The 26,013-nt window shown below is 56.1% G+C and carries 22 protein-coding genes; 8 read left to right on the top strand and 14 right to left on the bottom strand.

The annotated features are described in order from the left end of the window. Positions 1-31 precede the first annotated feature (31 nt). Together ppa and ACWAU4_RS17850 are read right to left on the bottom strand one after the other, a co-directional pair. Complete coding sequence (gene ppa / locus ACWAU4_RS17855) at positions 32-559, bottom strand: inorganic diphosphatase (RefSeq protein WP_044735135.1); 528 nt, start codon at positions 557-559, stop codon at positions 32-34. A gap of 207 nt (positions 560-766) precedes the next feature. Then, positions 767-1,756: a class 1 fructose-bisphosphatase gene (locus ACWAU4_RS17850; protein WP_096140963.1), complete on the bottom strand. Its 990-nt coding sequence runs from the start codon at positions 1,754-1,756 to the stop codon at positions 767-769. A 184-nt stretch (positions 1,757-1,940) separates the two neighbouring features. Here ACWAU4_RS17850 and ACWAU4_RS17845 point away from each other — a divergent pair, with 184 nt between their 5' ends. After that, entirely contained in the window at positions 1,941-4,178 is a 2,238-nt protein-coding gene (locus tag ACWAU4_RS17845; protein ID WP_096140962.1) for a S9 family peptidase, read from the top strand. Positions 4,179-4,241: 63 nt separating this feature from the next. Here the strand turns inward: ACWAU4_RS17845 and ACWAU4_RS17840 are convergent, their stop codons facing one another. Beyond that, entirely contained in the window at positions 4,242-5,438 is a 1,197-nt protein-coding gene (locus ACWAU4_RS17840; protein ID WP_044735132.1) for a cation:proton antiporter, read from the bottom strand. A 108-nt stretch (positions 5,439-5,546) separates the two neighbouring features. Between ACWAU4_RS17840 and ACWAU4_RS17835 the strand changes: the two genes are divergently transcribed. Next, the gene (locus tag ACWAU4_RS17835; protein ID WP_025008964.1) at positions 5,547-6,416 is read left to right on the top strand and encodes a universal stress protein; all 870 of its coding nucleotides are present in this window, start codon (positions 5,547-5,549) and stop codon (positions 6,414-6,416) included. Positions 6,417-6,428: 12 nt separating this feature from the next. On the opposite strand, the gene ACWAU4_RS17830 is transcribed toward ACWAU4_RS17835, so the two are convergent. Next, the gene (locus ACWAU4_RS17830) at positions 6,429-7,310 is read right to left on the bottom strand and encodes a LysR family transcriptional regulator (protein ID WP_025890103.1); all 882 of its coding nucleotides are present in this window, start codon (positions 7,308-7,310) and stop codon (positions 6,429-6,431) included. A 95-nt stretch (positions 7,311-7,405) separates the two neighbouring features. Here ACWAU4_RS17830 and ACWAU4_RS17825 point away from each other — a divergent pair, with 95 nt between their 5' ends. Together ACWAU4_RS17825 and ACWAU4_RS17820 are read left to right on the top strand one after the other, a co-directional pair. Beyond that, positions 7,406-7,546 (top strand): hypothetical protein, encoded by a 141-nt coding sequence (locus ACWAU4_RS17825; RefSeq protein WP_156018842.1) that lies wholly within the window; start codon positions 7,406-7,408, stop codon positions 7,544-7,546. Positions 7,547-7,656: 110 nt separating this feature from the next. Further along, the gene (locus ACWAU4_RS17820) at positions 7,657-8,685 is read left to right on the top strand and encodes a GGDEF domain-containing protein (RefSeq protein ID WP_093982325.1); all 1,029 of its coding nucleotides are present in this window, start codon (positions 7,657-7,659) and stop codon (positions 8,683-8,685) included. Positions 8,686-8,694: 9 nt separating this feature from the next. Here ACWAU4_RS17820 and ACWAU4_RS17815 read toward each other — a convergent pair whose 3' ends face one another. Further along, positions 8,695-8,955 (bottom strand): DUF5062 family protein, encoded by a 261-nt coding sequence (locus ACWAU4_RS17815; protein ID WP_025008966.1) that lies wholly within the window; start codon positions 8,953-8,955, stop codon positions 8,695-8,697. Between the two features lie 339 nt (positions 8,956-9,294). Here ACWAU4_RS17815 and acnA point away from each other — a divergent pair, with 339 nt between their 5' ends. After that, a complete protein-coding gene (gene acnA, locus ACWAU4_RS17810) occupies positions 9,295-11,967 on the top strand; it encodes an aconitate hydratase AcnA (RefSeq protein WP_071238472.1) in 2,673 nt (890 codons plus the stop codon). 120 nt (positions 11,968-12,087) lie between these two features. Continuing rightward, the gene (locus ACWAU4_RS17805; RefSeq protein ID WP_025889971.1) at positions 12,088-12,561 is read left to right on the top strand and encodes an SPFH domain-containing protein; all 474 of its coding nucleotides are present in this window, start codon (positions 12,088-12,090) and stop codon (positions 12,559-12,561) included. Between the two features lie 63 nt (positions 12,562-12,624). Here the strand turns inward: ACWAU4_RS17805 and ACWAU4_RS17800 are convergent, their stop codons facing one another. Beyond that, positions 12,625-13,557, bottom strand: coding sequence for a LysR family transcriptional regulator (locus ACWAU4_RS17800; protein ID WP_028779422.1), 933 nt, complete (start codon positions 13,555-13,557; stop codon positions 12,625-12,627). A 96-nt stretch (positions 13,558-13,653) separates the two neighbouring features. On the opposite strand from ACWAU4_RS17800, the gene ACWAU4_RS17795 reads away from it, so the two are divergent. After that, a complete protein-coding gene (locus ACWAU4_RS17795; protein WP_025889972.1) occupies positions 13,654-14,646 on the top strand; it encodes an aldo/keto reductase in 993 nt (330 codons plus the stop codon). 968 nt (positions 14,647-15,614) lie between these two features. Further along, positions 15,615-16,250, top strand: coding sequence for a class I SAM-dependent methyltransferase (locus ACWAU4_RS17790; RefSeq protein WP_454290340.1), 636 nt, complete (start codon positions 15,615-15,617; stop codon positions 16,248-16,250). Between the two features lie 107 nt (positions 16,251-16,357). Here ACWAU4_RS17790 and ACWAU4_RS17785 read toward each other — a convergent pair whose 3' ends face one another. The 8 genes from ACWAU4_RS17785 to ACWAU4_RS17750 form a co-directional block, all read right to left on the bottom strand. Then, complete coding sequence (locus tag ACWAU4_RS17785) at positions 16,358-16,798, bottom strand: nitrate reductase cytochrome c-type subunit (RefSeq protein WP_025889974.1); 441 nt, start codon at positions 16,796-16,798, stop codon at positions 16,358-16,360. After that, the gene (gene napH, locus ACWAU4_RS17780; protein ID WP_208156645.1) at positions 16,795-17,727 is read right to left on the bottom strand and encodes a quinol dehydrogenase ferredoxin subunit NapH; all 933 of its coding nucleotides are present in this window, start codon (positions 17,725-17,727) and stop codon (positions 16,795-16,797) included. The genes ACWAU4_RS17785 and napH overlap by 4 nt, the downstream gene beginning before the upstream one ends. Next, entirely contained in the window at positions 17,724-18,467 is a 744-nt protein-coding gene (napG, locus tag ACWAU4_RS17775) for a ferredoxin-type protein NapG (protein ID WP_044735124.1), read from the bottom strand. The genes napH and napG overlap by 4 nt, the downstream gene beginning before the upstream one ends. Before the next feature lie 10 nt (positions 18,468-18,477). Continuing rightward, complete coding sequence (gene napA / locus ACWAU4_RS17770; RefSeq protein ID WP_454290339.1) at positions 18,478-20,961, bottom strand: nitrate reductase catalytic subunit NapA; 2,484 nt, start codon at positions 20,959-20,961, stop codon at positions 18,478-18,480. Further along, a complete protein-coding gene (locus tag ACWAU4_RS17765; RefSeq protein ID WP_025889977.1) occupies positions 20,958-21,257 on the bottom strand; it encodes a chaperone NapD in 300 nt (99 codons plus the stop codon). Before ACWAU4_RS17765 ends, napA begins: the two co-directional genes overlap by 4 nt. Positions 21,258-21,514: 257 nt before the next feature. After that, on the bottom strand, positions 21,515-22,705 hold the full coding sequence (locus ACWAU4_RS17760; RefSeq protein ID WP_208125062.1) for a lipocalin-like domain-containing protein: 1,191 nt from the start codon (positions 22,703-22,705) through the stop codon (positions 21,515-21,517). Beyond that, positions 22,705-25,326: an FtsX-like permease family protein gene (locus ACWAU4_RS17755; RefSeq protein ID WP_167716530.1), complete on the bottom strand. Its 2,622-nt coding sequence runs from the start codon at positions 25,324-25,326 to the stop codon at positions 22,705-22,707. Before ACWAU4_RS17755 ends, ACWAU4_RS17760 begins: the two co-directional genes overlap by 1 nt. Continuing rightward, positions 25,319-25,984 carry an ABC transporter ATP-binding protein gene (locus tag ACWAU4_RS17750; RefSeq protein ID WP_144134184.1) on the bottom strand — a complete coding sequence of 222 codons (666 nt, stop codon included), beginning with the start codon at positions 25,982-25,984 and terminating at the stop codon, positions 25,319-25,321. Before ACWAU4_RS17750 ends, ACWAU4_RS17755 begins: the two co-directional genes overlap by 8 nt. Positions 25,985-26,013: the final 29 nt, after the last annotated feature.

Here is a 26,013-nt window from a genome sequence, read left to right as displayed (position 1 = left end):
TTTTATGCTTATCCTCGGGTTACAGGGCCACTTAGCCTTTGTAACGCTCGGCGCTTGACAGGATTTCGGCGCGGGCGGCTTCGGCATTTTCCCAGCCATCAACTTTAACCCACTTGCCGGATTCCAGATCCTTGTAGTGTTCGAAGAACTGTTTGATCTGGGCTTTCAGCAGCTCAGGCAGATCGTTCACATCCTGGATATGACCGTATTCTTTGGAGATCTTCTCGTGTGGTACGGCAACAATCTTGGCATCTTCACCTGACTCGTCGGTCATTTTCAGTACGCCAACTGGACGACAACGGATAACGCTGCCTGGCTGCAGTGGATACTGAGTAGGAACCAGTACGTCTACCGGATCACCATCCAGGCTCAGAGTTTGGTTCACATAGCCGTAGTTGCAAGGATAGAACATAGGCGCAGTCATCATGCGATCCACAAACAAGGCACCTGTGTCCTTGTCCACTTCATACTTGATAGGGTCGTGGTTTTGTGGGATTTCGATGATCACGTAGATGTCATCTGGCAGGGATTTGCCCGCAGGCACTGCATTTAAGCTCATGGAAGTATCCTTAGACTGTGTATAAATCTATTTCAGGTCCGGCCTGAAGTTCAGTGTGGCGCGTATTATAGCGCGATTTGACGGCTTGCCAATGAAAGGCCGCAGTCTTAAGACTAATTGCCAACAGTTCATCCCAGGCTATCTGTCTCAGGCCTTGAATTGTACCGTCAATTCAGGGCTGCCGACCCCGGCAGCCCCAAGCGGCGTTTAGAGTTCAGGCTCGCCGCTGTAATCCTGCTGATGGTACTCGAGGCAGGCATCGACTTCATTGGCCGAGCCCAGGATGACAGCTACCCGCTGGTGAATTTGCTCCGGCTGGATGTCGAGAATGCGCTGATAACCTGTGCTGGCCTTGCCGCCGGCCTGTTCAACCAGCAGTGCCATAGGGTTGGCTTCGTACATCAGTCTCAGCTTGTAGGGCTTATCCGGGTTCTTGTTGTCAGTTGGGTAGGTAAAGATGCCGCCGCGGCTCAATACTCTGTGCACATCGCCCACCATGGCGGCAATCCAGCGCATGTTGAACGACTTCTCTCTCGGGCCTATTTTGCCGAGCAGCAGATCGGCAATATAGGTCTGCATCGGCGCTTCCCAGAATCTCTGGTTGGACATATTGATGGCGAACTCGGCGGTGTCTTTGGGAATGTTCACTGCTTCATTGGTCAACAGATACTCGCCGCTGTCCGGGTTCAGGGTAAAGAGTTGTACCCCTTGGCCTATGGTCAGGGCCAGCATGGTCGATGGGCCGTAGAGCACATAGGCCGCCGCCAGTTGCTCGCTGCCTTTTTGCAGGAAACTCTGCTCGCTGATCTCCCCCTCGGGTGCCGGCAGTACAGAAAAAATGGTGCCCACCAGCGAGTTGATGTCTATGTTGGAAGAGCCATCCAGTGGGTCGAAACACACCAGAAATTCACCGCTGTCACCGACCTCAACAATATGATCTTCCTCTTCCGATGCCAGGGCGCGCACTGTGCTTTCGGCCTTGAGGGCATCTTTGAGCATTTCGTTGGTGATCACATCCAGTTTCTTTTGGGTTTCACCCTGAACGTTTTCCTGGGTGGTGGCGCCCAGCACACCGGCCAGTGCACCGTGTCTTACCGCCTGACTGATGGCGACTGAGCTTTGGGCCAGAGTGAGGAGCAATTGGGACAAGGCTGGGCTGACAGCCTGCTGTTTGAGGGTTTGGGCCAGAGTCTGCATCTTGTTTCCTTAAAAGAGGTCTGAGCTTTTTCTGGGACAGGATCATAACCGAGAACCGGCGATATTTCAGCGGCCAATTGCACGGGTTTGCCGATCCCTTGTCAATTGGGGCAGAATGAGGGCTGTTTTTTTGGGCTGTGGCCGGATGCCAAAGCCCCTGTATCCTACAATTCCGGAAATAATAATGAAAAAAACTTGGATGGCTTCGGCGCTTATGGCAATACCTTTGACACTGGCCTCCGGCCAGTCTTTCGCTCTGGAGGGGGGCAAAACCCCTTTGACGGTTGAGCGCCTCTATTCTTCACCGGCACTGGCCGGTGCCAGCCCCCGAGGGCTGAAACTGTCTCCCGACGGCAAGCGGGTTACTTACCTGGCGGGCCGTAAAGACAATCAGTATTTCTACGATCTTTGGCAGATGGATGTCGCCACAGGCCAGGTCAGTCTGCTGCTGGACGCCTCCAGGCTTGAAGCCGGTGAACTTTCCGATGAAGAGAAGGCCCGCCGCGAGCGGCAGCGAGTGTATGGCCAGGGGATCATGGAATACTTCTGGGCCGACGACAGCCAGGCACTGCTGATCCCGGCGGCCGGTAAACTCTACTACTTCAGCCTGGCCGATGCCAAGGTGACTCTGCTGCCCACTGGGGACGCCTTTGCCACAGATGCCAAACTGTCGCCCAAGGGCAATTTTGTCTCCTTTGTAGCCGAACAAAACCTCTATGTTCTCAAGCTGAAAGACCATAAGCTCACGGCGCTGACCCAGGATGGTGGCGGGGCCATCAAGAACGCCATGGCCGAGTTTGTGGCTCAGGAAGAGATGGACCGTATGACAGGTTACTGGTGGGCACCGGATGAATCGGCCATCGCCTATACCCGCATCGATGAGTCGGGTGTAGAGCTGGTGACCCGCAATGAGATCTATGCCGATGGCATCAAGCTGACCGAGCAGCGTTATCCCTATGCCGGCAAGCCCAATGTTGAGATTGCCCTGGGGGTAGTGTCGCTGGCGTCCGGGAAGACTCAATGGATGGATCTCGGCAGTGAGAAAGATATCTATCTGCCGCGGGTGAAATGGCTGCCGGACAGCAAGCACTTGTCGTTCCAGTGGCAGAATCGCAGTCAGCAGCAGTTGGATCTGCGCCAGGTAGACAGCCGCGAGGGCAAAGGCGCCGTGACTCTGGTTTCCGAGCGCAGCGATGCCTGGGTTAACCTCAACCACGACCTCTATTTTCTCAAGCAGCAGCCCGGCTTTATCTGGGCATCCGAGCGTGATGGCTTCAACCATATCTACCTGTTTGATAACAAGGGCAAGGTCAAACGGCAACTGACTCAGGGGAAATGGGCGGTCGATGAGATAGAACACCTAGATGAAAAGCAGGGCTGGGTTTATTTCAGTGGTCGTAAAGACAGTGTGGTCGAGCGCCATCTGTATCGGGTCAGCCTCAATGGCGGTGAGATAGAACGGATCAGCCGGCGTGGCGGCATGCACAATGCCGTGTTTGCCGACAAGGAATCTGTTTACCTCGACTACTTCAACAGTCTGTCGCAGCCTCCCCAGGTGAGTCTGCACAACCAAAGCGGTGAGCATCTGGCTTGGGTGGAAGAGAACGCCGTCAAGGCCGGACACCCTCTGTATGACTATGCTGGGCTGTGGCAGTTGCCGGAGTTTGGCACCCTCAAGGCCAAAGATGGCAAGGCGCTGCAATACCGCCTGTTCAAGCCGGTGAATTTCGATAGTCAGGCTAAATACCCCGTGGTGGTGCGGGTTTACGGTGGGCCTCACGCCCAGTTGGTGGTCAATAGCTGGAGTGAGCAGGATTACTACACCCAATATCTGTTGCAGCAGGGCTTTGCCGTGTTCCAACTGGATAACCGGGGCTCGGCGCATAGAGGCTCGGCCTTCGAGCAGGTAATCTACCGCCATCTTGGTGAGGCCGAAGTGGAAGATCAGAAGACAGGTGTCGATTTCCTGCGCACCCTTCCCTGGGTCAAGGCCGACAGCATCGCTATCTATGGCCACAGCTATGGCGGCTATATGGCGCTGATGAGCCTGTTCAAGGCGCCCGACTACTTCAAGGCGGCCATCAGTGGCGCCCCTGTAACCGACTGGGCCCTGTACGACACCCACTACACCGAGCGCTACCTCGGCCATCCTGATGACAACGCCAAGGGCTACGAGGCCAGCAGTGTCTTCCCCTATGTGAGCAAGTATGGTTCAGGCTTGCTGATGTATCACGGCATGGCCGATGACAATGTATTGTTCGAGAACAGTACCCGGGTATACAAGGCGCTGCAGGATGAAGGCAAGTTGTTCCGCATGATAGATTACCCCGGCTCCAAGCACTCGATGCGGGGCGATAAGGTGCGCACCCATCTGTACCGTTCGCTGACCGACTTCCTCGAAACAGAGCTGAAAGGCAACTAACTGAGCCGGTAAGCTGAAGTTATCTGATAGCTGAAAATGCCGCGCCTCATATGGCGCGGCTTTTTATGCTTCGCCCTCCTTGGGCAACAGGCGTCTGAGCAGCAAGGGGCCGAGCAGGGTGGTGATGGCTATTACCAACACCAATTCGGTAAATACCTTGGCCGGAATGATATCCAACTGCCGCCCCACTTCTGCAAAGACCAAACCTACTTCACCTCTGGGCACCATGGCACTGCCGACTATCAGCTTTTGCCGCCAAGTGCCGCTAACCACCAAACCGGCGGCCAGCTTGCCGATAAATGCCAGCAGTATCATCGCCAGCAAGAGTAACAGGCTGTAGGGGCTGAGGTTCAACTGGCTCAAGTCGAGGCTGATCCCCACATAGACAAAGAACACAGGCGCGAACACATCGGTCAGTGGTTGCATCGATTTTTCCAGCTTGTGGGTAAAGGGAAAGGGGTTTTGCAGATACTTCTGCCAGGGCCAGATAAACTGCCTTGATAGCGCCAAACCGGCGGCAAAACCGCCGAGCAGTGCCGGAGCGCCGAAAAGGTGTGCCAGCCAGGCAAACAGGCAGATCAGTGTCAGCATAACCACGGCTTCATAGCCGGGTGTCTGGGACTGGTAGCTGAATACCCGCAGCAGATAGACCAGCATTCTGCCAAGAGGCGGCGCCAGCAGCAGAAACAGCAGCAGTAAGCCACAGAGTTTGATAATTGCCAGCGGTGCCAACTGGCCTTCGCTGGCAAAGTTGAACAGCAAACTGAGCAGTATTACCCCGGCAATATCGTCGAATACCGCCGCTCCCAGAATCAAATGACCGGCACTGGATTGTTGCTGGCCACTGTCGCTTAGCACCCTGAGGGAGATGCCTATGCTGGTAGCTGTTAGGGTACAGCCGTAGAAGAGGGCGGCAAACAGCGACAGCTCCAGCCAGTAAAAGGCGGCCAGGCCGGTGAGCAGCAGCGGCACCACTATGCCGATAATGGCCACCGCTGCCACCTGGCGCCCGGCGCTGTAGAGACGTTTTATCGAGGTTTCGGCGCCGATGGAAAACAGCAACAGTATCACCCCGAGTTCGGCGATATTAGCCAGTACCTGGGTCGGTTCGAGCCAGCCCAGCACTGAAGGGCCAAGCAACAAGCCTGCACCTATTTCCCCCACCACCGGCGGCCAACCAATACGGTTACAGCACTCTCCCAGCACCCGGGAGAACAGCAAGATCAGGAACAAGGCGATCAACAGGCTATCTATCGACATTGAGTATCCCCCATAGGTGCAATTGTTGATCGGGATCAGTATGGTTTATTCTGCATCAGATTAGAGTCTAAAAAATAGCCGATTACCAGAAAAATCCGGAGAAAACAAATGGGTAAGCTTTTTATCATCGAACAACATGAAGAGGCTAACACTGATGCGATTGCCAAGGGACTGGAAGTAGCGGAACTACTAGGTAAGCAACCACAGGTATTTGCTTATTGCTACGAATATTTTTCCGGTGATGATTATTATAGCCCACGGCTTGCCGGGGCCGCCCAGCAGCGGCTGATGAAGGAGAAGCAAGCCGAGGTGTCGGCTCATCTCAAGGAGTTGGATGCCGAAGATGTACCGCTGCATATCATCTGGAGCAAGTATCTCTACGAGCATGTCAGCAACCATGCCGGCCGCTATGGTTTTGATATGGTGGTCAAGACAGTTCACCAGAGCGAGCACTTTCTGCCGACCGACTGGCATCTTATTCGCAGTACCAAGGTGCCCTTGATGCTGCTCAGCGACAATCCGATCAAGAAGGCGTCAAGTATTCTGATGGCGGTGGATCTCGATGCCAGAAGCCAGCAAAAACAGCGCCTCAACCAACTGGTGTTGCAACATGGCCGCCAGTTGGCCGAGGCCAGCGGTGCCAAGTTGCATCTGGCGCATATCATCCGGGTACCCAAGGTGATCCGCGATCTTGAGGTGCTCAACCTGCATGAAATGGTCAAGTCGGCCTGGCGTAAGCATCAGGCCATGCTGGACCAGACCGGGCTTCCCAAAGAGCAGATCCATATCATTGCCGGCGATCCGGATCTTTGTCTGTATCAGTTGTCCTGCAGGCTCAAGAGCGACTATCTGGTGATAGGTGCTCGTCAGCGCCAGGGCTTGATGGGGCGGGTGATAGGCAATACCGCCGAGCAGATCTTGCGGCGCGTGCGCAGCAATGTGCTGGTGATCCCAACCGATGAGGAACAGACAAGCTGATAGCTTGCCTGCTCACAAGCCCTTTTGGCTGAGGGCAACCAAGGCCTCGGCGGCCGGGGTCAAGGGTAGGTTGTTACGCCAAATCAGCCCTAGCTGCCAGGTGATTTCACTCGCCATGGGCCGATAGCTGAGGGTTTGCTCGCCGAGCTTGTCGCAGATGGGCTCCGGCAGCAGCGCCAGCCCCATTCCGGCCTGTACCATTGCGCCGAGAAAGTCCCATTGACCACTGCGAAAAGCGATATTCAACGTGACCCCGGCTTCGCGGCTCAGGCGGGTCAATAATTTTGCCAGTGAAAAGTCCTCGTTGTAGAGAATGAAAGGATACTCGGCCAGATCCCGCCATTCTATCGCCTGCTTGCTGGTCAGTGGGTGACCTACCGGCAGGCAGACCTTCAGTGGATAACCCTGCAGCGGCGATGAAGATAGCTGCTCTCCATGGGTGGCCGGCAGCGCCGTGAAGGCGATGTCCAGAGTGTCGGCCAGCAGTGCCTGCTCGCAACCAAAACCACCGTATTCATGCATCTGCAACTCGACCGCCGGATAGGTGCGGCGAAACTCGGTCAACAGATCTATGGTCAGACTGCTCATCATAGGGCAGACCCCGAGGCGCAGGTGGCCGGATTTGAGGCCACTCAAGTTACTCAAGTCCTGCTCCATTCTGTGCCATTGACCTATTATCTGGCAGGCGCTGGCATGGAATATCTCTCCGGCCTGAGTGAGCTCTACCTTCTGATTGCTGCGGATCAAGAGCTGTTGATCCAGGGATTCCTCCAGACGTTGGATCATCTTGCTCAATGTCGGCTGAGTCAGGTACAACTGCTCGGCGGCGCGGGTAAAGTTGCCGGTTTCCACCAGGGTCAGAAAGCAGTGTAAGGTCTTGATAGGTACGTTCATGCTTATTTGGAATTCTCGCTATGGAATTAATTCATTTTACTAATAGTCATGGCGGCGTTAATTTGATCAGCGTCCCAAGTAAAGAGGAAAAATCGATGAAAGCCTATCAAGGTTTGTGGGTCAGCTCTCTGTGGCAAACCGCCACTGAAACTCAGGAACACAAGGCCAAGCCTGCCAAAGCCAAGTCCCAGAGTTTTTGGAAGCTGATGTTCCACAAAAAAGCCAAAGCAGTCTAAAGTTACCCGGCCCGTGCCGGGTTTCTTTTATCCCGCCAATACCCCTTCCTTTGTTTTGCCCTGTTGGCCCTTTGGGTTAGTATTTGCCTGATTAATTCAAGGGGAAGCTTGTGGATCTCAGCCAGATATGGACGGACGAATCCGAGTACCGTCGGGTTGCGCTCAAAGTCAGCGCATGGACTATTTTTTGCCTCGGGGTACTGTTCAGTGGCTTTAACTGGTATATGGGGTTGCCATTACTGTCTTTGATGGAACTGGCCATGGCCGGTTTCTGTCTGTTGTTGCTCTACCGTTTGCCCACAACCTCCAGGCTGAAAGAGTGGTCGTTATGCTTTCTATCTTTGCTCTTTTTCATCGTGCTGCTGGGAATTTGGCAGGCGCGCTTGAGCTCAATTCTCTATAGCTGGTTATTTATCTTTCCGCTGCTTTCTTATCTGCTGCTGGGTAAACGTTGGGGCGTGGGTTTCAACGCGGTATTTATCTTTGGTGGTATGAGTCTATTGCTGCTGCGGCTGGTTATGCTGGAGTCGGAGCTGCATTTTTCCCTATTCATCAATGTGGGTCTGTGTCTGTCTACTTTGTGGATCATGAGTCATGTGTTTGAGAGCAAGCGGGCCGAAATGGTTGAACGTTTGCAACTGATGGCGGCGCTGGATCCACTGACCTCTGTCTACAACCGTTTGCATCTTGAACCGGTATTCAATCTACTGCAGCAACAGATAACAGGGCGTTTGGCACTCTTGCTGGTGGATGTCGATCATTTCAAGCAGATTAACGACAATTTGGGCCACGATGCCGGCGACAGGGTGTTGCAGCAGTTGGCGCGGCTACTGCAGGAGTTTGTGCCGTCCCCTGAGCATGTTTTTCGCGTCGGCGGTGAAGAGTTTTGTCTCTTGCTGCCGGTGGCGGACATGGCCGAGGCGCAGAGGCTGGCGGAGTCTGTCAGAGCGGCGGCTGAGTCTCTGCCCCTGGACTTGGCCACAGCGCAGGGCCTAAGCGTCAGTATTGGCATAGCCTTGTCACCAGAGCCGAGCTCCAGGCCAAAACCTGAGCTGCGCCAGGTGTATCGTCAGGCCGATGAGCGCCTGTATCAGGCCAAGCTCAATGGCCGTAACCGAATCGAACCGCCGCAGTCCTGAGTATTGCGGCTACTGCAGCAGTGGATGCTCCTTGGGCAACTTGCCGCTGATCCACATTACCAACCTATGTTTCATATTGGGGCCATCTTCCTTGTCCGATGGCAATGGCCCTATCAGTTTATCCTGCACCAAGAGGCGATAGACGCACTCGACTTTCTCTTTCTCCGGCACCTTGTCCCCAAGCGGGGCAAAGCCACGCTTGAGCGAGTATCCCAAACCTATCTCCAACGCCAGTTTCAACAGAGCCGCTTCATTCTTGTGTTTCTTCATCTGTATCGCTCCCAGCTTGTGCCTGCTTCCTAAGCTAACGCAAAGTGACTGAGATTACACTTAAAAATCCTTCGACAGCCTCAGGTGCCCTTGTACCTTATTTGAGCATACTTTAAGCTGGTCGTTGGAACGACAAGGATTAATACCATTCCCGATAGAAGGTGGATTTTCCAACAAGCTTCCCTGAGGCGTGTTGAAAAGGTGCTTGTACGGTGCAGGCCAATGTCGATTTATCCCGATGAACTTTCCATTGTCCTACTTGCCTCCATACCTTTTCATTCTCGCTCGGTGAGCCAGCTTCTGCACGGAATGGCGTACCTCAACGTAGGGAGAGAAGTGATGTCCAAAGTCAAATATCAAGCCAAGGCGCAACGTACCTTGACCGTCAAAAACACCTCATTCCAATACTACAGCCTCAATGAAGGGCCCTTGGCGGAAATTGCCGAGGTTGCCGCATTACCCAAGAGTTGCAAGGTGCTGCTGGAAAACATTCTGCGGCATCTGGATACCGACCATTGTGATATCGACGATCTGCAGGCGCTTGCCAAGGGGCGCGGCCGCGGCAGCCAGCAGGAGATCGCCTATCATCCGGCGCGGGTATTAATGCAGGACTTTACCGGCGTCCCGGCGATAGTCGACCTGGCCGCCATGCGGGCGGCGCTGGTGGCCAAAGGGCGCGATCCGCAAAAGATCAATCCTCTCTCCAAGGTGGATCTGGTGATTGACCACTCGGTCAGCATCGACAAGTTCGCCAATCCGGATGCCTATCGGGACAATGTGGCGATTGAGATGCAGCGCAACTTCGAGCGTTATCAATTTCTTAAGTGGGGCCAGGGCGCCTTCGATAACTTCTCCGTGGTGCCACCGGGTACCGGCATTTGCCATCAGGTAAACCTCGAGTATCTGGCCAAAGGTGTCTGGCAGGGGCTTGGCGAAGAAGGAGCCACTTGGGTCTATCCAGATACACTGGTGGGCACTGACAGCCACACCACTATGATCAACGCCTTGGGGGTACTTGGCTGGGGTGTCGGGGGTATCGAAGCCGAAGCGGCCATGTTGGGGCAACCCATCTCAATGCAGATCCCGGATGTGGTGGGGTTCGAGCTCAAGGGGCAGCTCAGTGAGGGCATTACAGCCACCGACCTGGTGCTCAGAGTCGTGGAGATGCTGCGCCGCCAGGGGGTAGTGGGTAAATTTGTCGAATTCTATGGTGATGGCTTGGATCAGTTGCCGCTGGCCGACCGAGCCACCATTGCCAATATGGCACCGGAATATGGTGCGACCTGTGGCTTCTTCCCGGTGGATGCGCAGACACTGGAGTATCTGCGCCTCAGTGGCCGAGATGAACAGACGGTTGCCTTAGTGGAGGCTTACACCAAGGCGCAAGGGCTGTGGCGAGAGACTGGCGATAGCGCCCCCGAGTTTGCCGATACCCTGAGCCTGGATCTTGCCAGTGTTGAACCCAGCCTGGCCGGGCCCAAGCGGCCCCAGGACAGAGTCGCCGTCAGTCAGCTCAAGCAGGCGGCCGAAGATGCCATTCGTCTCTCGGGGCGCAGCGAGCTTGAGCAGGCGTTTGTACTCGAAGGCAGCGAGCTTGCCATGCACCATGGCGATTTGGTGATTGCCGCCATTACCAGTTGTACCAATACTTCCAACCCGGCGGTGATGCTGGCCGCCGGGTTGCTGGCACAAAAGGCGGTGGAGCTGGGGTTGGAGCGCAAGCCCTGGGTCAAGACTTCGTTGGCCCCAGGCTCCAAGGTGGTGACCCAGTATCTGCAACAGGCCGGACTGCAAACGGCACTCGATAGCCTGGGCTTTAACCTGGTGGGGTATGGTTGCACCACCTGTATAGGTAACTCTGGTCCCTTGCCGGAGGCGGTCACCAAGGCGGTCAGCGAACAGAAGATCCATGTGGGTTCAGTGCTTTCCGGTAACCGTAACTTCGAAGGGCGGATCCACCCCTTGGTGGAGTCCAACTGGCTTTGCTCGCCTCCTCTGGTGGTCGCCTATGCGTTGGCGGGAACCAGCCGTATCGATCTCAGTCGCGATCCCATAGGCCAAGGCCGCGATGGTAAAGCGGTTTTCCTCAAGGACATTTGGCCCAGCAACGCCGAGATAGCCGCCGTAATGGGCAAGGTGAGTCGCAGCCTGTTCCAGCAGCAGTATGCCGATGTGTTTCATGGCGATGATGCCTGGCGCGCCATCGACTCGGGCTCGGGCAAAACCTATGCCTTCGATCCCGCCTCCACCTATATTCAGTTACCGCCCTTCTTCGAAGCCGAATACGGCGGTAATGCGGACGACATTAAGGGGGCCGCGATTCTGGCGCTATTGGGAGACTCTGTCACCACAGATCATATCTCCCCGGCCGGGGTGATCCCCAAAAACAGTCCGGCAGCCGATTATCTGCGCGGTCATGGTGTAGCCGACAAGGACTTCAACTCCTACGGTTCACGCCGCGGGAATCACGAGGTGATGATGCGCGGTACCTTCGGTAATATCCGTATCCGCAATGAGATGGTGCCCGGGCATGAAGGTGGTGTTACCCGGATGCAGGGCGAATCTGAGGTGCGCTTTATCTATGACGCTGCCATGGCCTATCGCGCCAGAAAGCAGGCGAGTGTGGTTATTGCCGGTAAAGAATATGGTACAGGTTCCAGCCGTGACTGGGCCGCCAAGGGTACGCTGCTGCTCGGGGTCAAGGCGGTCATAGTGGAGAGCTTTGAGCGTATTCACCGCTCCAACTTGGTGGGTATGGGCGTGCTGCCATTGCAGTTTCTGCCCGGGGAAACCCGTCAGACTCTGGGCCTGACTGGTGATGAGACAGTGGATATTCTCGGCTTGGATGGCGAGCTTAAGCCAAACCAGAAGCTGCAGGCGCAGATCCATTATCCCAATGGAGAGTCCAAAACCATAGCGCTGCTCAGCCGCCTGGATACCGGCATGGAGGTTGCCTACTACCGTGCCGGCGGTGTGCTGACGTATGTGCTGGAGCGTTTGGCCGCCGAATAGCCCAGCTGCTTCAGGCAAAAACCGCGCCTTTGGGTGCGGTTTTTTATTGGGAAAAGCCAAGTGGTGCCACAGCGCTCCATGTTTTAAAATGCCGCATAATCTCAAGTGGCAGGAGCGCCCATGTACCAAAACAAACAAGCCGTAGCCCTCGGCAGCCTGGCTCTGATGACAGCCGTTGCCATACTGCTGATCTTACTGGCCTTTTGGGCCTGGCCTAAATACAAGGTCTATAAGCTGGAGCTGGACGGCATCGCCGCTTTGAAGGAAGCAGAGTGGAGCAAGCAGATCCTGATTGAGGAAGCCAAGGCTCGGGAACAGGCGGCCCTGATGCAGGCCAAGGCCAAAGTCACCCTGGCTGAAGCGGAAGGACGGGCAATGATCGCCAGAGCCAAGGCCGAAGGGCAGGCCGATATCGAGCGTGCCAAGGCGGCTGCCGAAGCCAACAAGATTATCGGCGAGTCACTCAAGGGCAATGAAGCCTATCTGCGTTACGTGTGGATCAAGGGGCTGCAGGAAGGCAAGGGCGAGCGCATCTATATTCCAACTGAGGCCGGCTTGCCTTTGCTGGAAGCGGGAAAAGCCCCCGGGAAATAGCCTGTTGCCCGGCAAGCCGCTCGTTACTTGAGTCTGAGTGCGGTTTAGCTGAACTGAGGCAAGTCAGTTGTCCCAGGTTAGCGGTACCGAGTCGGCCTCATGTGGTAACTTGTCGCCGAAGCGTTGCACCAGCCAGTCGATAAACAGCTTCAGTCTGTGGCTGGGGTGGCGTTTGCGTGGATAGATAAGCGACAGTGGCATGGCTTGCGGCGGATACTGCTGTAACACTGGCACCAGAGCGCCACTTTGCAAATGTGGCGCTATACCATAAGTGGGTACCTGGATAAGACCAAAGCCTGCCAATCCGGCGGCAATATAGGCATCTGTACCATTGGTTCTTATGCTTTGGGGCAAGGTGTATTGATGGTATTTCCCCTCTTGCCTGAACTCCAGCGGCTCGATACGACCACTTGCGGGTAACAGATAGCCCACCATCTTGTGGTTACTGAGTTGCGAAGGCGTTTGCGGAACTCCGAAGCGCGCCAGATAATCCGGGCTTGCCAGCGTGACTATCTCAAAGCATCCCAAACTTCTGGCAATAAGGTTGCTGTCCTCCAGTGTGCCGGCCCGCAGTGCCAGATCGACCCCTTCACCTATGATATCGATGCGCGGATCCGAAACGCCAAGCTCCAGCTCTATGTCCGGATAACATTGATGAAATTCCGGTAATGCCGGCAAGATAAGCAATCGGGCGAGTCTGGCGGGCATGTTGATCCTAAGCAGCCCCGCCGGGCAGCTTTCTTTGGCAAATAGGCCCTGAAGATCGTCCCAGTCTGCCAGCAGCGCCGAGGCCTTATCCAACACCTGTTCGCCCTGCTCGGTCAACCTGACCTGTCGTGTGGTGCGTACCAGCAACTGTACCTTGAGTTGCTGCTCCAACCGCTGCACCGCCTGGGTTACGGTCGAGCGTGGTAGATTGAGTAAAATGGCGGCCTTGGTGAAACTTCGCGTCTCGGCGACCCGGCGAAAGATATTCAGGGTTTGCAGTCTATCCATGATTGTTCGTGATTTTGGAATACACTGGCTGTTATAGCGTTATTTATCCCAAAGGTAAAAACAAAGATGCTGTTGGCAGTTCAATGGAGGTAACAGATGAAAACACGAAAACTGGGTAGCAAGGGACCGGAAGTATCGGCGCTGGCGCTGGGATGCATGGGCATGAGTGAGTTTTACGGTCCGGCCAGTGATGCAGAGTCCTTGGCAACGCTGGATCTGGCGCTGGAGCGCGGCGTCAACTTTTGGGATACCGCCGATGTTTACGGACCTTTTCGCAATGAAGAACTGTTGGCACAAGCGCTCAAAGGCCGTAGGCAGCAGATCTTTCTTGCCAGTAAATTTGGCATAGTCAGGGATGAAGCAGATGTGCACAAGCGCGGCGTCAACGGTCGCCCCGAGTATGTCCGCCGCTCTGTGGAAGCCAGCCTCAAGCGTTTGGGGACAGATTATATCGATCTCTATTACCAGCACAGAATGGATCCCGAGGTACCGATAGAGGAAACTGTCGGTGCCATGGCCGAGTTGGTGCAGCAGGGCAAGGTGCGCTATCTGGGTTTGAGTGAAGTGGACAGCGACAGGCTGCGCCGCGCCCACAAGGTGCATCCCATTACAGCGGTGCAGAGCGAATATTCTCTCTGGAGCCGGGATCCTGAAAGCAAGGTATTGCCGCTTTGCCAAGAGCTGGGAATAGGTTTTGTTGCCTACAGCCCTCTGGGGAGAGGTTTTCTCAGCGGTGCTATTCGCAGCATAGACGACTTTGCTGCCGATGATTTCAGGCGCTCTCATCCCAGATTTCAGGGGGAGAACTTTGAACGTAATCTGGCGCTGGTGGATGCCATCAAGGCACTGGCTGAAAGCCGAGGTTGCAGTTCGTCACAGCTGGCGCTGGCATGGCTGCTCAGCCGCAATGAGCATCTGATCCCTCTGTTTGGCACCAAACGGCGGCGTTATCTTGAGGATAATATTCAGGCTTGCACTTTGACTCTTGGCCGAGAGGAGTTGGCGGCCATTGAAGAGGCGTTTCCCATCACAGCAGTAGCTGGGAGCCGTTATGGCGCACAGATGATGCCGTTGTTACCCAATGAGTAGTGGTACTGGGGTTGGCTAATCCCCATTACTTGGGGGTGAGCTTTACACAAGTTCAATTGTGCCTAACCCCTAACCCTAACAATAGGCCATTGCAAATACCAAGGAATATGCTTTGGAGTAGTCGCAGGACGTTGATGATAATAGTGTAGCGAGGCATGGATGCCGGGGTTAGAAGGTCGAGCAAGGCGAATGTTACTAAGCAACAAGTCTATGAGTGTGACCCAAAGTGGCCGTTGTGCATGGAGGCATTTACACCTTAACTTTCTGCCGCAGGCACAGCGGCTATCATAGCTTTCAGCCCCAAATTGTATCTAACTGCCAACTAAGCGGCAGCCAATCACCTGCGGTGCGGATAGGCAGGAAGCCTGAATGCCGTGAAGGACAGGACGTCCGAGAACGGCCTCTCACACAGGCGATCCTGTGACACGCTGTAAACCCATTCCTGGGCGCTCGACGAAAACATCCCTGTTTTCGACGGTCACAGTTCCGCCTGTACCTGGATAAAGGTGTACATCTTAAACTGCGAAGTTGTATTGACGGTGATTTAGCCTACGACACCTGAATCCAGGTCCTGATGGATTTGAGGCCCACTCTGGCAGGGATGCCAGAGTGGCGCCATCAGGGATGATTTTATGGCATGCCGAAAAGTCGCCAGGACGAAAGCCCGCGGCAGCTGTGGGGTGAAACTCTACGACTTTTGCCTGAATCTTGGGAACAGTGGTTGTTGCGTCTTGCCGATTAAGCTCTAGGAGCCGGGGTTGGGGTTTGTTAGAGTAGGCGCAGTTTTTGGCGTCGGCTGATGCGGACAAGCGAGAAGGCTTCAGCATGATAGCCAACCGCCGAGTCAAAGTATTGAGCCAGGCCCCGAGTTAAAGCTCTGAGTTAAAGTCTTTAGGCCAAGGCTGTAAAACCAAAGCCGTTAAACCAAAGTCGTTAAACCAAAGCCGTTAAAGTGAACCGAGTCATAGATGAATCCATGCCCCTTGTGTGCCAACACCCAACCTAAACAGACAGTTCCCGCCAGGGTTGCCAGACGTTATTTTCTCTGCCCAGAGTGTCGGCTCATCTTTCTCGACCCTGCGCATTTTCTGCCCTTGAATGAGGAGCAGCAGTTTTACGATACCCACGAGAACAGCATTGACGACCCCGGCTATGTGGGCTTTTTGCAGCGCCTGTTGACGCCGGCGATGACCTTTCTGCGCCCGGGTATGCAGGGACTGGACTTTGGCTGTGGCCCTGGGCCGACACTATCAAAACTCCTTGCCAGGGAAGGGATAGCGTGTGACGATTTCGACCCGCTGTTTTTCCCCAATCCATTGCAGGCGCAGTATGGCTTTATTCTCTCCAGCGAGTGTTTCGAGCACTTGCACAGGCCTGCCGCCGAGATAAGCGCGCTGCTGGCACGTCTGGTTCCTGGGGGCTATTTAGGCATAATGACAGACCGCTGGCAGAGTGAAGCCCAGTTTTATGACTGGCACTATACCCGGGATCCTACCCATTGCAGTTTTTTCCATCGCGCAACATTGGACTGGCTCTGTGAGACGTTTGCTTTGAGCTTATGTTTTGTCGATGAGCGGCGGATTGCCATCTTTCAAAAAAATTGAGGCATCAAAGTGAAGGGCTGGGAAGGGCAGGCAAGCCCCAATCCCTTTGGGGCTGTACCTTGAAACCGGGGCGCCTCCAGGAAGCAGCGACCCGGTTTTTTTCGCTATCAGTTGGCAGCGCCAGTGCTGAAGTTATTTTCCACCAGCGGCTGCTTGTTATCGGCCTGAGGCACATGGCACTGGGTACAGAAATAGTTCTGTCCATTGAGGGTGCCCTTGTCGTCGATAACATGGGACTTGGCCACAGGCGTTGCCTTCATGCGCTTGGCCTTGCTCCAGTCATGGCAGTTCATGCAGCTGTTTTTCTTCAGGCTGATGGGGTAGTCGGCCTTGTGAGGAATGAGCGGCGGCTGCTCGGCGTAGTTGCGCTCTATGGCATTGCCACGCATTGGATAGGAAGGCATGGCATCGGCCGGGCGTACAGAGCTAATCTCTGCATCGCCACCGCCAAGAGAACTGACGTTAACCGGCTGAGCCGTTTCTGCCTGCTGTCCTGAGCAGGCGCTGAGTGCCAGCAGCATCGCGGCTGCGCTGAGTGTTTTTTTCATTGCTTGTTCTCCGCCTTGGTGGCAATTCGGTTGCAATCTATTTTGTTGGATTTGTCTTTGGCTTCACCCTTGGGCGAGAGCCGGGTTAATGGCGTATCAAACTCAAAGACCTTCTTGGCACAGACATCGATACAGCGGCCGCAGAGGGTGCAATCGGTACTGGTTATCGTAGGGTTGCTTCCCTTGAGGGCGGGTTTGAGCACCTGCCGTTCGGGACACACGGTAAAACAGTCCATGCAGTTGTTGCAGTCGTTGGCTCTTACCGCCTCGATATTGACCAGTCGCAGCTTGCCCATCAGGCTGTAGAGGGCGCCACTGGGGCACAGGTGGCTGCACCAGGCGCGTTCGCTGACGAACAGATCCAGCAGCAGTATCGCCAGCAGCAGCCACAGGCCACTGAAACCACCGAACAACAAGGCTCGGTAGGCCACGGGAACCGGGTTGAGCCACTCCCAGGCCAACAGGCCGGTCAGTGGGGGCAAGAGCAACACCAATATCAGCAGATAGTAGCGCAGCGACCTTGGCAGCTCGGGCAATCTGGGCAAGCCCAACTTGCGTCTGAGCCAGGCGGCCGTATCTGTCACCATGTTGACCGGGCAGACCCAGCTGCAGAACACCCGTCCACCCAGCAGGCCATAACCCAGGGCGACAATGGCAGCGCCGAGCAGCAGGCTCAGTTCCGGCAGATGGCCACTGGCCAGGCTCTGCAACGTCACCAGCGGATCGGCCAGCGGCACTGTGTCCAGTAACAGACTGGCCGACAGGTTGCCTTTCAGCAGCCAGAGGCCAAACAGTGGTCCTATGGCAAACAGCAGCAAAACGCTCAGCTGTGACAGGCGTCTGAGCAGCAGGAACCTGTGTGCCTTCCACCAGCCCAGGGTAGCGATGGCATCGGCGGCAAAGGCGTCTGAGCTTTTTTTCCGACTCATATTTCGCCTCCGTTACCCAGTCCGGGCAGCCCTTGATTGAGCATCTCCAGGGTGGTCTTTTCCGTGTCTATGTAAGTGTCGTGCTCGGCTGTCTTGCCGCTGGCGAGCTTCTGCGGCAGCACCTTGATCGCCGCTTCTTCCAAAACGCAGGCATGTTCACACTTGCCACAGCCGGTGCAGATATCGGCATGCACGGTAGGAATAAACATGGCGTGGTGGCCACTGCGCTCATTGCGGGCACGCTCAAGGGTGATGGCCTCATCGATGAGCGGGCAGACGCGGTAGCAGACATCACATCTCAGGCCTTTGAAGTTAAGGCAGTTTTTCTCATCGATCAGTACGGCTGTGCCCATTCTGGCATCCTCGATTTTCTCGAGGCCGGTATCCAGTGCCCCACTGGGACAGGCGCGAGTACAGGGAATGTCCTCGCACATCTCGCAGGGGATACTGCGGGCGCTGAAGAAAGGCGTGCCTGTGGCTGCCCCTTCAAACCAACGCGCCAGTTTCAGAGTGTCATAGGGACAGGCCTCGACACAGAGGCCACAGCGAACGCAGGCCGAGAGAAAGGCGTCCTCGGCGAGGGCGCCCGGGGGACGTATCGCCTGGGGCGCCAACGACTGGGACTTGGCCAGCGCTGAAATCCCCAGCCCGGCCAACCCCATCACACAGCCGGCTTTGGCCGTGGTCGCCAGAAACTGGCGACGATTGATGTTATTGACACTATTGCGTTTGTCACCCATTACTGCTGCCTCAGGCCTTCATCACTTTGACCGGACACTTCTTGAAGTCTGTCTCTTTGGACAGAGGGTCGGTGGCGTCCAGTACCAGCTTGTTGACCAATTGACGGGCATCGAAGAAGGGCATGAACACCACGCCTTTGGGCGGCTTGTTACGGCCCTTGGTTTCAACCCGGGTCTTCACTTCGCCACGAGGCGAGGCGACGATGACTTCATCACCACGCTTGAGGCCACGGCTCTTGGCGTCATCAGGATGCATGAAGATCTGCGCATCCGGATAGGCACGGTACAACTCGGGAACCCTGGCGGTCATTGAACCTGTGTGCCAGTGCTCCAGCACCCGACCTGTGCTCATCCACAGATCGTATTCGCTGTTGGGTTCTTCGGCGGCCGGTTCGTAGGGCAGGGCGAAGATCACCGCCTTGCCATCCGGCTTGCCGTAGAACTGATAGCCTGAACCCGGTTTAACGTAAGGGTCAGAACCTTCAACGAAGCGGCGCAGGGTTTCCTTGCCATCCACTACCGGCCAACGCAGACCACGGGTTTCGTGGTAGCGGTCGAACTGAGCCAGATCGTGACCATGGCCGCGACCGAAGGCGGCGTATTCTTCGAAGATCCCCTTCTGCACATAGAAGCCGAAGTGTTCGGATTCATCGTTGAGCTCGGCCTGACAGTCGCTGGCGGGGAACTTGTTGATCACGCCATTGGCGAACAGCACTTCATAGAGGTTCTTGCCGGCGTATTCAGGTTTCTTGGCAATCAGCTCGGCGGGCCAGACTTCCTCGACCTTGAAGCGCTTGGCGAACTCCATCAGCTGCCACAGATCCGACTTGGCACCTTCAGGGGCTTTCACCTGCTGGTGCCACATATGGGTGCGGCGCTCGGCGTTACCATAGGCACCTTCTTTCTCGACCCACATGGCGGTAGGCAGGATCAGGTCGGCCGCCATGGCGGTTACTGTTGGGTATGGATCTGACACCACGATAAAGTTTTCCGGGTTACGGAAACCGGGATAGATTTCATCGTTGATATTGGGGCCGGCCTGCATATTGTTGGTACACATGGTCCAGTAGCAGTTGAGCTTGCCGTCTTTCAGCATCCGGCTCTGCAACACGGCGTGGAAACCGGGCTTGGGCGGAATAGTGCCTTCAGGCAGCTGCCAGGCCTTTTCTGTGATGGCGCGGTGTTTGTCGTTGTTGACCACCATGTCGGCGGGCAGACGGTGGGCAAAGGTGCCGACTTCACGGGCGGTACCACAGGCAGAGGGCTGGCCTGTGAGAGAGAAGGGGCTGTTACCCGGAGTGGCAATCTTGCCGGTCAACAGGTGCAGGTTATAGAGCATGTTGTTGGCCCAAACCCCACGCACGTGTTGGTTGATACCCATGGTCCACAGGCTCATCACCTTGACCTTGGGATCGGCATAGGCCTTGGCCAGCTCCAGCAGGCGCTCTTTATCCACGCCGCTCATCTCGCTGGCGTATTCCAGTGTGTAGCGGCTGACAAACTTGGCGTACTCATCGAAGCTGATATCGCTGAACTTGCCGTTACCCGGATTCTTGGCTTTTTTCTCCAGCGGATGATCCGGACGCAGGCCATAACCTATGTCATCCACACCCAGAGCAAACTTGGTGTGCTTGTTGACGAAGTCCTTGTTGACCGCGCCGTTTTGGATGATGTAGTTGGCGATATAGTTGAGGATAACCAGATCGGACTGAGGCTTGAACACTATCGGGTTGTCGGCCAAATCGAACGAGCGGTTCTCGAAGGTAGACAGTACATGCACCTTACCGTCGAGGTGGCTCAGACGGCGATCCGACAGGCGGGCCCAAAGGATGGGGTGCATCTCGGCCATGTTGGCGCCCCAGAGCACAAAGTGATCGGCGGCTTCCAGGTCGTCATAACAACCCATGGGTTCATCGATACCAAAGGTACGCATAAAGCCGACCACGGCCGAGGCCATACAGTGGCGGGCATTAGGGTCGATATTGTTGGTACGGAAACCTGCCTTGTGCAGCTTGGAGGCGGCGTAGCCTTCCCAAATGGTCCACTGGCCTGAGCCGAACATGCCCACAGAAGTCGGGCCCTTGGTGTTGAGCGAGTGCTTCCACTTTTCTGCCATCACATCGAAGGCCTTGTCCCAGCTCACCGGGGTGAACTCACCGTCTTTGGCATACTGGCCGTCTTTCATCCGTAGCAGTGGAGTGGTCAGACGGTCTTTTCCGTACATGATTTTCGACAGGAAGTAGCCCTTGATGCAGTTCAGGCCCTTGTTGACCGGGCTCTCAGGATCGCCCTTGGTGGCGACGACCTTGCCCTCTTTTGTGCCTACCAGCACAGAGCAGCCGACACCGCAGAATCGGCAGGGGGCCTTATCCCATTTGATATTGTCTTTCTGCTCAGCGGCTTCGACGACTTTCACTGGCAGAGTGACTCCAACGGCCGTGGCGGCGGCAACGGCGGCGTTGGCTTTAAGAAACTCGCGGCGGCTTATGCTCATGGTGTTTCCTCACTCTTTATTTCTTTTGTTTGACTGACAGGCTCAGAATCGACCTGATGATAGATAAGACTGCTGGACAGTATCCCGGGCAGACGGTTGATTGCTTCGACGTTATCCAGGATCTCGCCCTGGCTTTCGCCTTCGAGGGTGACTACCAATTTGCCTTCTGGGCTGCTGGCGTGGACTTCTGCGCCTTCAAGGGCCTGGATGGCAGTGGTCACCGCCTCCAGGGTTCCCGGAGCGGCATGCACCACCAGACTGGTGACATGGTATTCCATCTCTGTTTGTTGCTTCATTGAGGCTCACCTCGACAGGTAAGGGCGACTGGCACGGCATGGGCCGAGTCACCGGAACTGAATCAAAGTCTAGACCTCATTAAAAATGTGGGTATACCTCTTGAGAGGTAATGAAAGCGATTGGCGATCCGGATCAACATTTTCAATGTGATCTGAATCCAAGTTTGAAATTTAAACAGATTAGCCGCTTGACTCCTGCAATATTAATGCAACGCCATTTTGAGAATAGTTCTTGTTTACTACCTAAAGTGGGTTATTCAATAGCCGGTCAGCTCCATATAACCCACGCCGGTTTGTGTGCCCTTGATGGTGATGGGCCCCTCCCAGTAGGGGATAGACAGGTTCATGGCGGCATTGGGATTGAGGGCTTCCAGAGTCAGTGACAGAGATTCTCCCGGCAGCTCCAGTTGCCAGGCTACAGGGTAGCGACCGCTTACCGTTTGTTGCCAGTCCTTGACGCTGAGGCTGATATCATCGAGCGCCAGCGGGTGGCCACTGCCGTCGGGATACATGCGCTTGCCGCTGAAAAAGGCTTTATTTTCCTGCTCTCTGAGCTGAAACAGCATCAGGGCCGAACCGTCATCGAGCCGCAAGGCGAACCAGTCCCAGCCCTGTTGGCCGTGACTGAGAAATTCTGAGCTCCACTCCCTATCGAGCCAGGCATTGCCGGATACCTGCAGCCATTGCTCCTTGTGGCGCACTCTGCCTTCGACCCGAATAAAAGGCTGGCTGTAGTAGTAAGAGGCTACAGTGCCGGCGGCATTTTTACGGCTGAAACCCTTTTCTCCCTGAATCTGCAGCTCGGCTTGGCTATCGAGTTGCAACTCGAAGGCAAAGTCCTCTTCGCTGACCTGTAAACTGGCGGGAAACAGCCCGCTATTGGGGCCGCTTGCCGCCTGGCTTTGCCAGCGCCAGTTATCGAGCCAGACCCTGAGCGGCAAGCCCATGGCTCCGGCTTGAGTTTTGTCTTGGGCTCCCTGGGGATGGGCAGCTTTGCCTTGGGGCGCGGCAAGCGCGCCCCTGGCCCAGCGCTCGGCGCTTTGGTGACTATGTTGAAAACTGAGTGCGCTGTGAGCCATATAAAGCTGATTTGTCGCCCAAGGAGAGCTGGATTCAGGTTCATCCGGGGAGAGGGCGATACGAAACTGAGTCCATTGCAGTCCGAGGGGCTCACCGCTTTGCGTGGTCAGATTGGCGGTCAGATACCACCACTCCTGACGAAACCTGGGGTGGGGCAGGTGATCTTCCGGAAACTGCAGCGCCGCACCGGGCTCGACTTTGGCATAGCCTTCGCTCGCAGTACCCATCACCCGGCTCATGGCCCGTGAGTCTTGCTGCTGAGCCTGATCTTGATGAGCCTTATCGCAGCCACTCAGCACAGCGCCGCCCAGCAGTAGACCCGCTAACAAGGGCGCTACGGCACGCCACCGCATTGTAATCAATCGCATTAGAGCACCTCCTGTTGCAGGCTGGAGACCAGAGAGCGGCGGCTCTGCCAATAGAGGGGAACTATCACCGCCAGGATGCAGCACAGCAGCGACAAAAGCACCACCCGGCCATAGGCCAGCCAGTCCCACTGCATGGCTATGGTCCAGCCGAAGGCCTGCAGCGTCACCTTATGGATAAGCAGGTAACCGAGAATCGCCCCCATGGGCAGGGCCAACAGACAGGTGAGCAGCACCACCAGCAGCATCTGCAATAGCAACATAGACAAAAGCCGGCCACGGGTAAGCCCAAGTGAGCGTAACATGGCGAGGCTCGCCTGGCGGGACTGGGTCAGCATCAGCACGGCACTGAAAAGCCCCACGGCGGCCACCAGTAAGGTCAGGGTGTTGAGTACCAGGGTAATGCTGAAGGTTTTGTTGAAGACCCGAATCGCCTCATCGCGAATTTTTTGCTGGCTGTAGACCTGTACCGGACTGAGTCCAAGCTCTTGAATGAGGGCGCGCTCGAGGGCGGCAATGCTTGTGAGTCCTGCCCCCTTGGCCCTTTCTGCACTTGTTGCTATGCCACTCACCGCCAGGCTGACGGCTTCAGTTGGCAGCTTAAGCTCTTGCCAGAGGGATTGCGCCAGCATGACCTCCCCCTTGGGATTGCCATAGTCGTAATAGATGGCGCTGATGGGCAGGGTCAGTGGTGTCTTACATTCCTTATCCGGACAGAGGCTGAGCTTGTCGCCCGGCGCCAGCCCCAGCGTCAGGGCCAAGGGCTCGCTGATAGCCAGAGCCTGGCCCTGGATCACAGTCTGCAGAGCTTGCTGTTGCTGGTTTTGGACTCCCTGCACCTGTTCCCTGGAAGCAACTTGTTCCTGGAAAGTAACTTGTTTCCGGGAAGCAACTAGGGCCGGGGTTTTCAGCGCCGTGGTGCGCGCGATAGAGTCGGCGTCCCGGCTGATAAGGTTTATCTCCAGCGTATTGCCGCTCCCCTTGGCATAGAAGGGCGCCTGCCATTGGTAGAAGTGAGCCAGTCCGGGGGCTTGCTGCTCAAGAAAATGCTCCAGATTCGCCATATTGCCGGCGCCCGGGCGGATATAAAGCTCGGCATGCAGGCGGGTGTCGAGCCAGCTTCTGAGGGTCTTGTCAAAGCTGCCTACCAGGGTATTCATAGCGATATTGGCACACAGGGCCAGTAGCAGCGCCATCATGGCCAGCGCCAGCGGTGCCACCAGCTCTCGGGTATCGGCGATGGCGTACTTGCTGAGTCCGGACGGAAACAGCCGCGCCAATAGCCCGAGCAAAGACTGCAACAGTTGCGGCAACAGCAGCGGGATAGCCAGGGTCAAGAGCCCCATCAAGCCCAGGCTGTGTTGGTGGGTTTGGCTCAAGGGATAAAGCAGCGCCGTCAGGGCAAGCAGCGCAACCCCAATGAGAAACAGGCGTTTGTGCATGCTTCTGTGTCTGTGTGCATGCCATTGGCTCTGGGTATTTTGTGCCAGGCTCTGATGACACAGCTCAAGATACAGGGGCACGCAGGCCAGCAGTGCGGCGATAAGTGTCAGACCGGCGCCTTCGGCCAACCATTGCCAGCGCCAATTCCCCGGCAGCAGAGTCGCACCATAGAGCTGCTCCAAGGTCAGCGCCACCATGGGCTGCAGCCACTGGCTGAGCTGCAGCGCCAGAATAAAGCCGCTGGCCGAGCCGATGAACACCAGCAACAACAACTCCAGCAGCAGCGCCAGCATCAGGGCGCGCCGTCCTAGGCCCTGCTTGAGCAACAAGAGCAACAAACGGCGGCGTTTCATCAGGCTGTAGCGTACGCCGTTGTAGGCGATAAACAGCCCCACCACGAAGGCCAACATCCCCATGGCGTTGAGGTTCAAATGAAAACTGCGGGTGAGCGCGGTCAGGGCGGCGCCCTTGTCCTGCTCGCTGATATTCAGCTTACCCAGCGGCACTCCGCTTTGCTTGAGTCGCTCTTTGAGTCTTTGCGGCTCGCCAAAGAGGGCGATATAGCTGAGGGTGCCTTCGCGCTTTAATAGCTGCTGGGCCAGCGAGATATCCAGATAGAGGCGGTTACCGAGCTGCTGTGAGTCGGCGAGCGCCAGCACTTCGAGCGTACGCCCACCGAGGGACAGGGTTGGCAGCGCCTTGAGTCCTTGATGCAGGCTGTCACTCATGACAATGATGGGCTCACCGGCGAGCAGTCTATTCAAGGGCAGATGGTTGCGGCCATTGCCCCTTTGCTCGAAGGTGCCGAGGGCGGCAATGATATCGCTGCCTTCCACTTGCCACTGGCGGCCCTGAGCGTCGTCAAGGACGCCGCTGATCACCGGCAGTGCCTGGATGCCGCTTTGGCGTAGCTGAAAATAGAGCGCTTCATCGAGGCTGGCCCCGCGGGCCTTGGGGGTGATAAAAAGGCTGGCCTGTTGTCCCAGGGCTTCGCCCGCCTCACGGTAGCTGTTGATGGCGTTGTCGTTGGTGGCCTTGACGCCAATCAGCAGAGTCACCGCCAACACCACTCCCAGCAGTATGGCGCCAGCCTGCAGCGGCGCCTTGCGATAGTGGGCCAGGGTGACTTTCAGGGCCTGCCAGGCCAACTTGATTGTGGTCAGCGCCCCTGTGTCATTCATGAATGCACCCTTGCTGCAGGTGCCAGCGGCGCTGCATATAGGCGGCGGCCGTTTCGCTGTGGGTGACCATCAGAATGGCACTGCCGGCATCGGCGGCGAGAGAGCACAAAAGCTGCATCACCTCATCACCGGCGGCGGCATCCAGGTTGCCTGTCGGTTCATCGGCCAGCAGTAATTCAGGCTTATGGGCCAGGGCGCGGGCAATGGCGACTCTCTGCTGTTGACCACCGCTGAGACTTTCGACTTCCCGGTTCAACAGTGGCGTCAGCCCCAGCGCCTGCACCAGGTGATCGCACCAGGCTTGCCAGCCTTCACCGAGCAGCGACAGGGGAAAAAGAATATTGTCGCGAACATTGAGCGGCGTCAGTAGGTTGAATTGCTGGAACACCACTCCCAGATGGCGGCGGCGAAAGGCGCTCCACTGTTTGTCCTGCCAGCGGCTGCTGTCTTGACCTGCCAGCAGAATGCGGCCCTGATCCGGGTGCTCAAAACCGGCTATCAGATTCAGCAGTGTGCTCTTGCCGCTGCCACTGGGGCCGGTCAATGCCACCGTCTCGCCGGGTTTGATCTCCAGGCTGAGATTTTCCAGCACCCTGTGGGGGCGATCGCCGTCCAAAAATCCTTTGCTTACCCCTTCCAGCAACACCTGGCTCTGCATTTGAACTCCTGTGAACCGCAGTAATCTGC

The sequence above is a fragment of the Shewanella sp. FeAMO genome, from assembly GCF_053653955.1.
The sequence above is the reverse complement of the archived record's forward strand: the minus strand, read 5'-3'. Positions and strand labels throughout refer to the sequence as shown.

Excerpts from the sequence above, each read along its gene's own strand:
- ACWAU4_RS17825 (WP_156018842.1), top strand. The coding sequence starts at position 7,406 with ATGAAAGCCTATCAAGGTTTGTGGGTCAGCTCTCTGTGGCAAACCGCC.
- ACWAU4_RS17845 (WP_096140962.1), top strand. The coding sequence starts at position 1,941 with ATGAAAAAAACTTGGATGGCTTCGGCGCTTATGGCAATACCTTTGACA.
- ACWAU4_RS17835 (WP_025008964.1), top strand. The coding sequence starts at position 5,547 with ATGGGTAAGCTTTTTATCATCGAACAACATGAAGAGGCTAACACTGAT.
- acnA (WP_071238472.1), top strand. The coding sequence starts at position 9,295 with ATGTCCAAAGTCAAATATCAAGCCAAGGCGCAACGTACCTTGACCGTC.
- ACWAU4_RS17830 (WP_025890103.1), bottom strand. The coding sequence starts at position 7,310 with ATGAACGTACCTATCAAGACCTTACACTGCTTTCTGACCCTGGTGGAA.
- ACWAU4_RS17800 (WP_028779422.1), bottom strand. The coding sequence starts at position 13,557 with ATGGATAGACTGCAAACCCTGAATATCTTTCGCCGGGTCGCCGAGACG.
- ACWAU4_RS17760 (WP_208125062.1), bottom strand. The coding sequence starts at position 22,705 with ATGCGATTGATTACAATGCGGTGGCGTGCCGTAGCGCCCTTGTTAGCG.
- ACWAU4_RS17795 (WP_025889972.1), top strand. The coding sequence starts at position 13,654 with ATGAAAACACGAAAACTGGGTAGCAAGGGACCGGAAGTATCGGCGCTG.
- ACWAU4_RS17790 (WP_454290340.1), top strand. The coding sequence starts at position 15,615 with ATGAATCCATGCCCCTTGTGTGCCAACACCCAACCTAAACAGACAGTT.
- napG (WP_044735124.1), bottom strand. The coding sequence starts at position 18,467 with ATGGGTGACAAACGCAATAGTGTCAATAACATCAATCGTCGCCAGTTT.
- ACWAU4_RS17785 (WP_025889974.1), bottom strand. The coding sequence starts at position 16,798 with ATGAAAAAAACACTCAGCGCAGCCGCGATGCTGCTGGCACTCAGCGCC.
- napH (WP_208156645.1), bottom strand. The coding sequence starts at position 17,727 with ATGAGTCGGAAAAAAAGCTCAGACGCCTTTGCCGCCGATGCCATCGCT.
- ACWAU4_RS17750 (WP_144134184.1), bottom strand. The coding sequence starts at position 25,984 with ATGCAGAGCCAGGTGTTGCTGGAAGGGGTAAGCAAAGGATTTTTGGAC.
- ACWAU4_RS17815 (WP_025008966.1), bottom strand. The coding sequence starts at position 8,955 with ATGAAGAAACACAAGAATGAAGCGGCTCTGTTGAAACTGGCGTTGGAG.
- napA (WP_454290339.1), bottom strand. The coding sequence starts at position 20,961 with ATGAGCATAAGCCGCCGCGAGTTTCTTAAAGCCAACGCCGCCGTTGCC.
- ACWAU4_RS17850 (WP_096140963.1), bottom strand. The coding sequence starts at position 1,756 with ATGCAGACTCTGGCCCAAACCCTCAAACAGCAGGCTGTCAGCCCAGCC.
- ppa (WP_044735135.1), bottom strand. The coding sequence starts at position 559 with ATGAGCTTAAATGCAGTGCCTGCGGGCAAATCCCTGCCAGATGACATC.
- ACWAU4_RS17805 (WP_025889971.1), top strand. The coding sequence starts at position 12,088 with ATGTACCAAAACAAACAAGCCGTAGCCCTCGGCAGCCTGGCTCTGATG.
- ACWAU4_RS17755 (WP_167716530.1), bottom strand. The coding sequence starts at position 25,326 with ATGAATGACACAGGGGCGCTGACCACAATCAAGTTGGCCTGGCAGGCC.
- ACWAU4_RS17840 (WP_044735132.1), bottom strand. The coding sequence starts at position 5,438 with ATGTCGATAGATAGCCTGTTGATCGCCTTGTTCCTGATCTTGCTGTTC.
- ACWAU4_RS17765 (WP_025889977.1), bottom strand. The coding sequence starts at position 21,257 with ATGAAGCAACAAACAGAGATGGAATACCATGTCACCAGTCTGGTGGTG.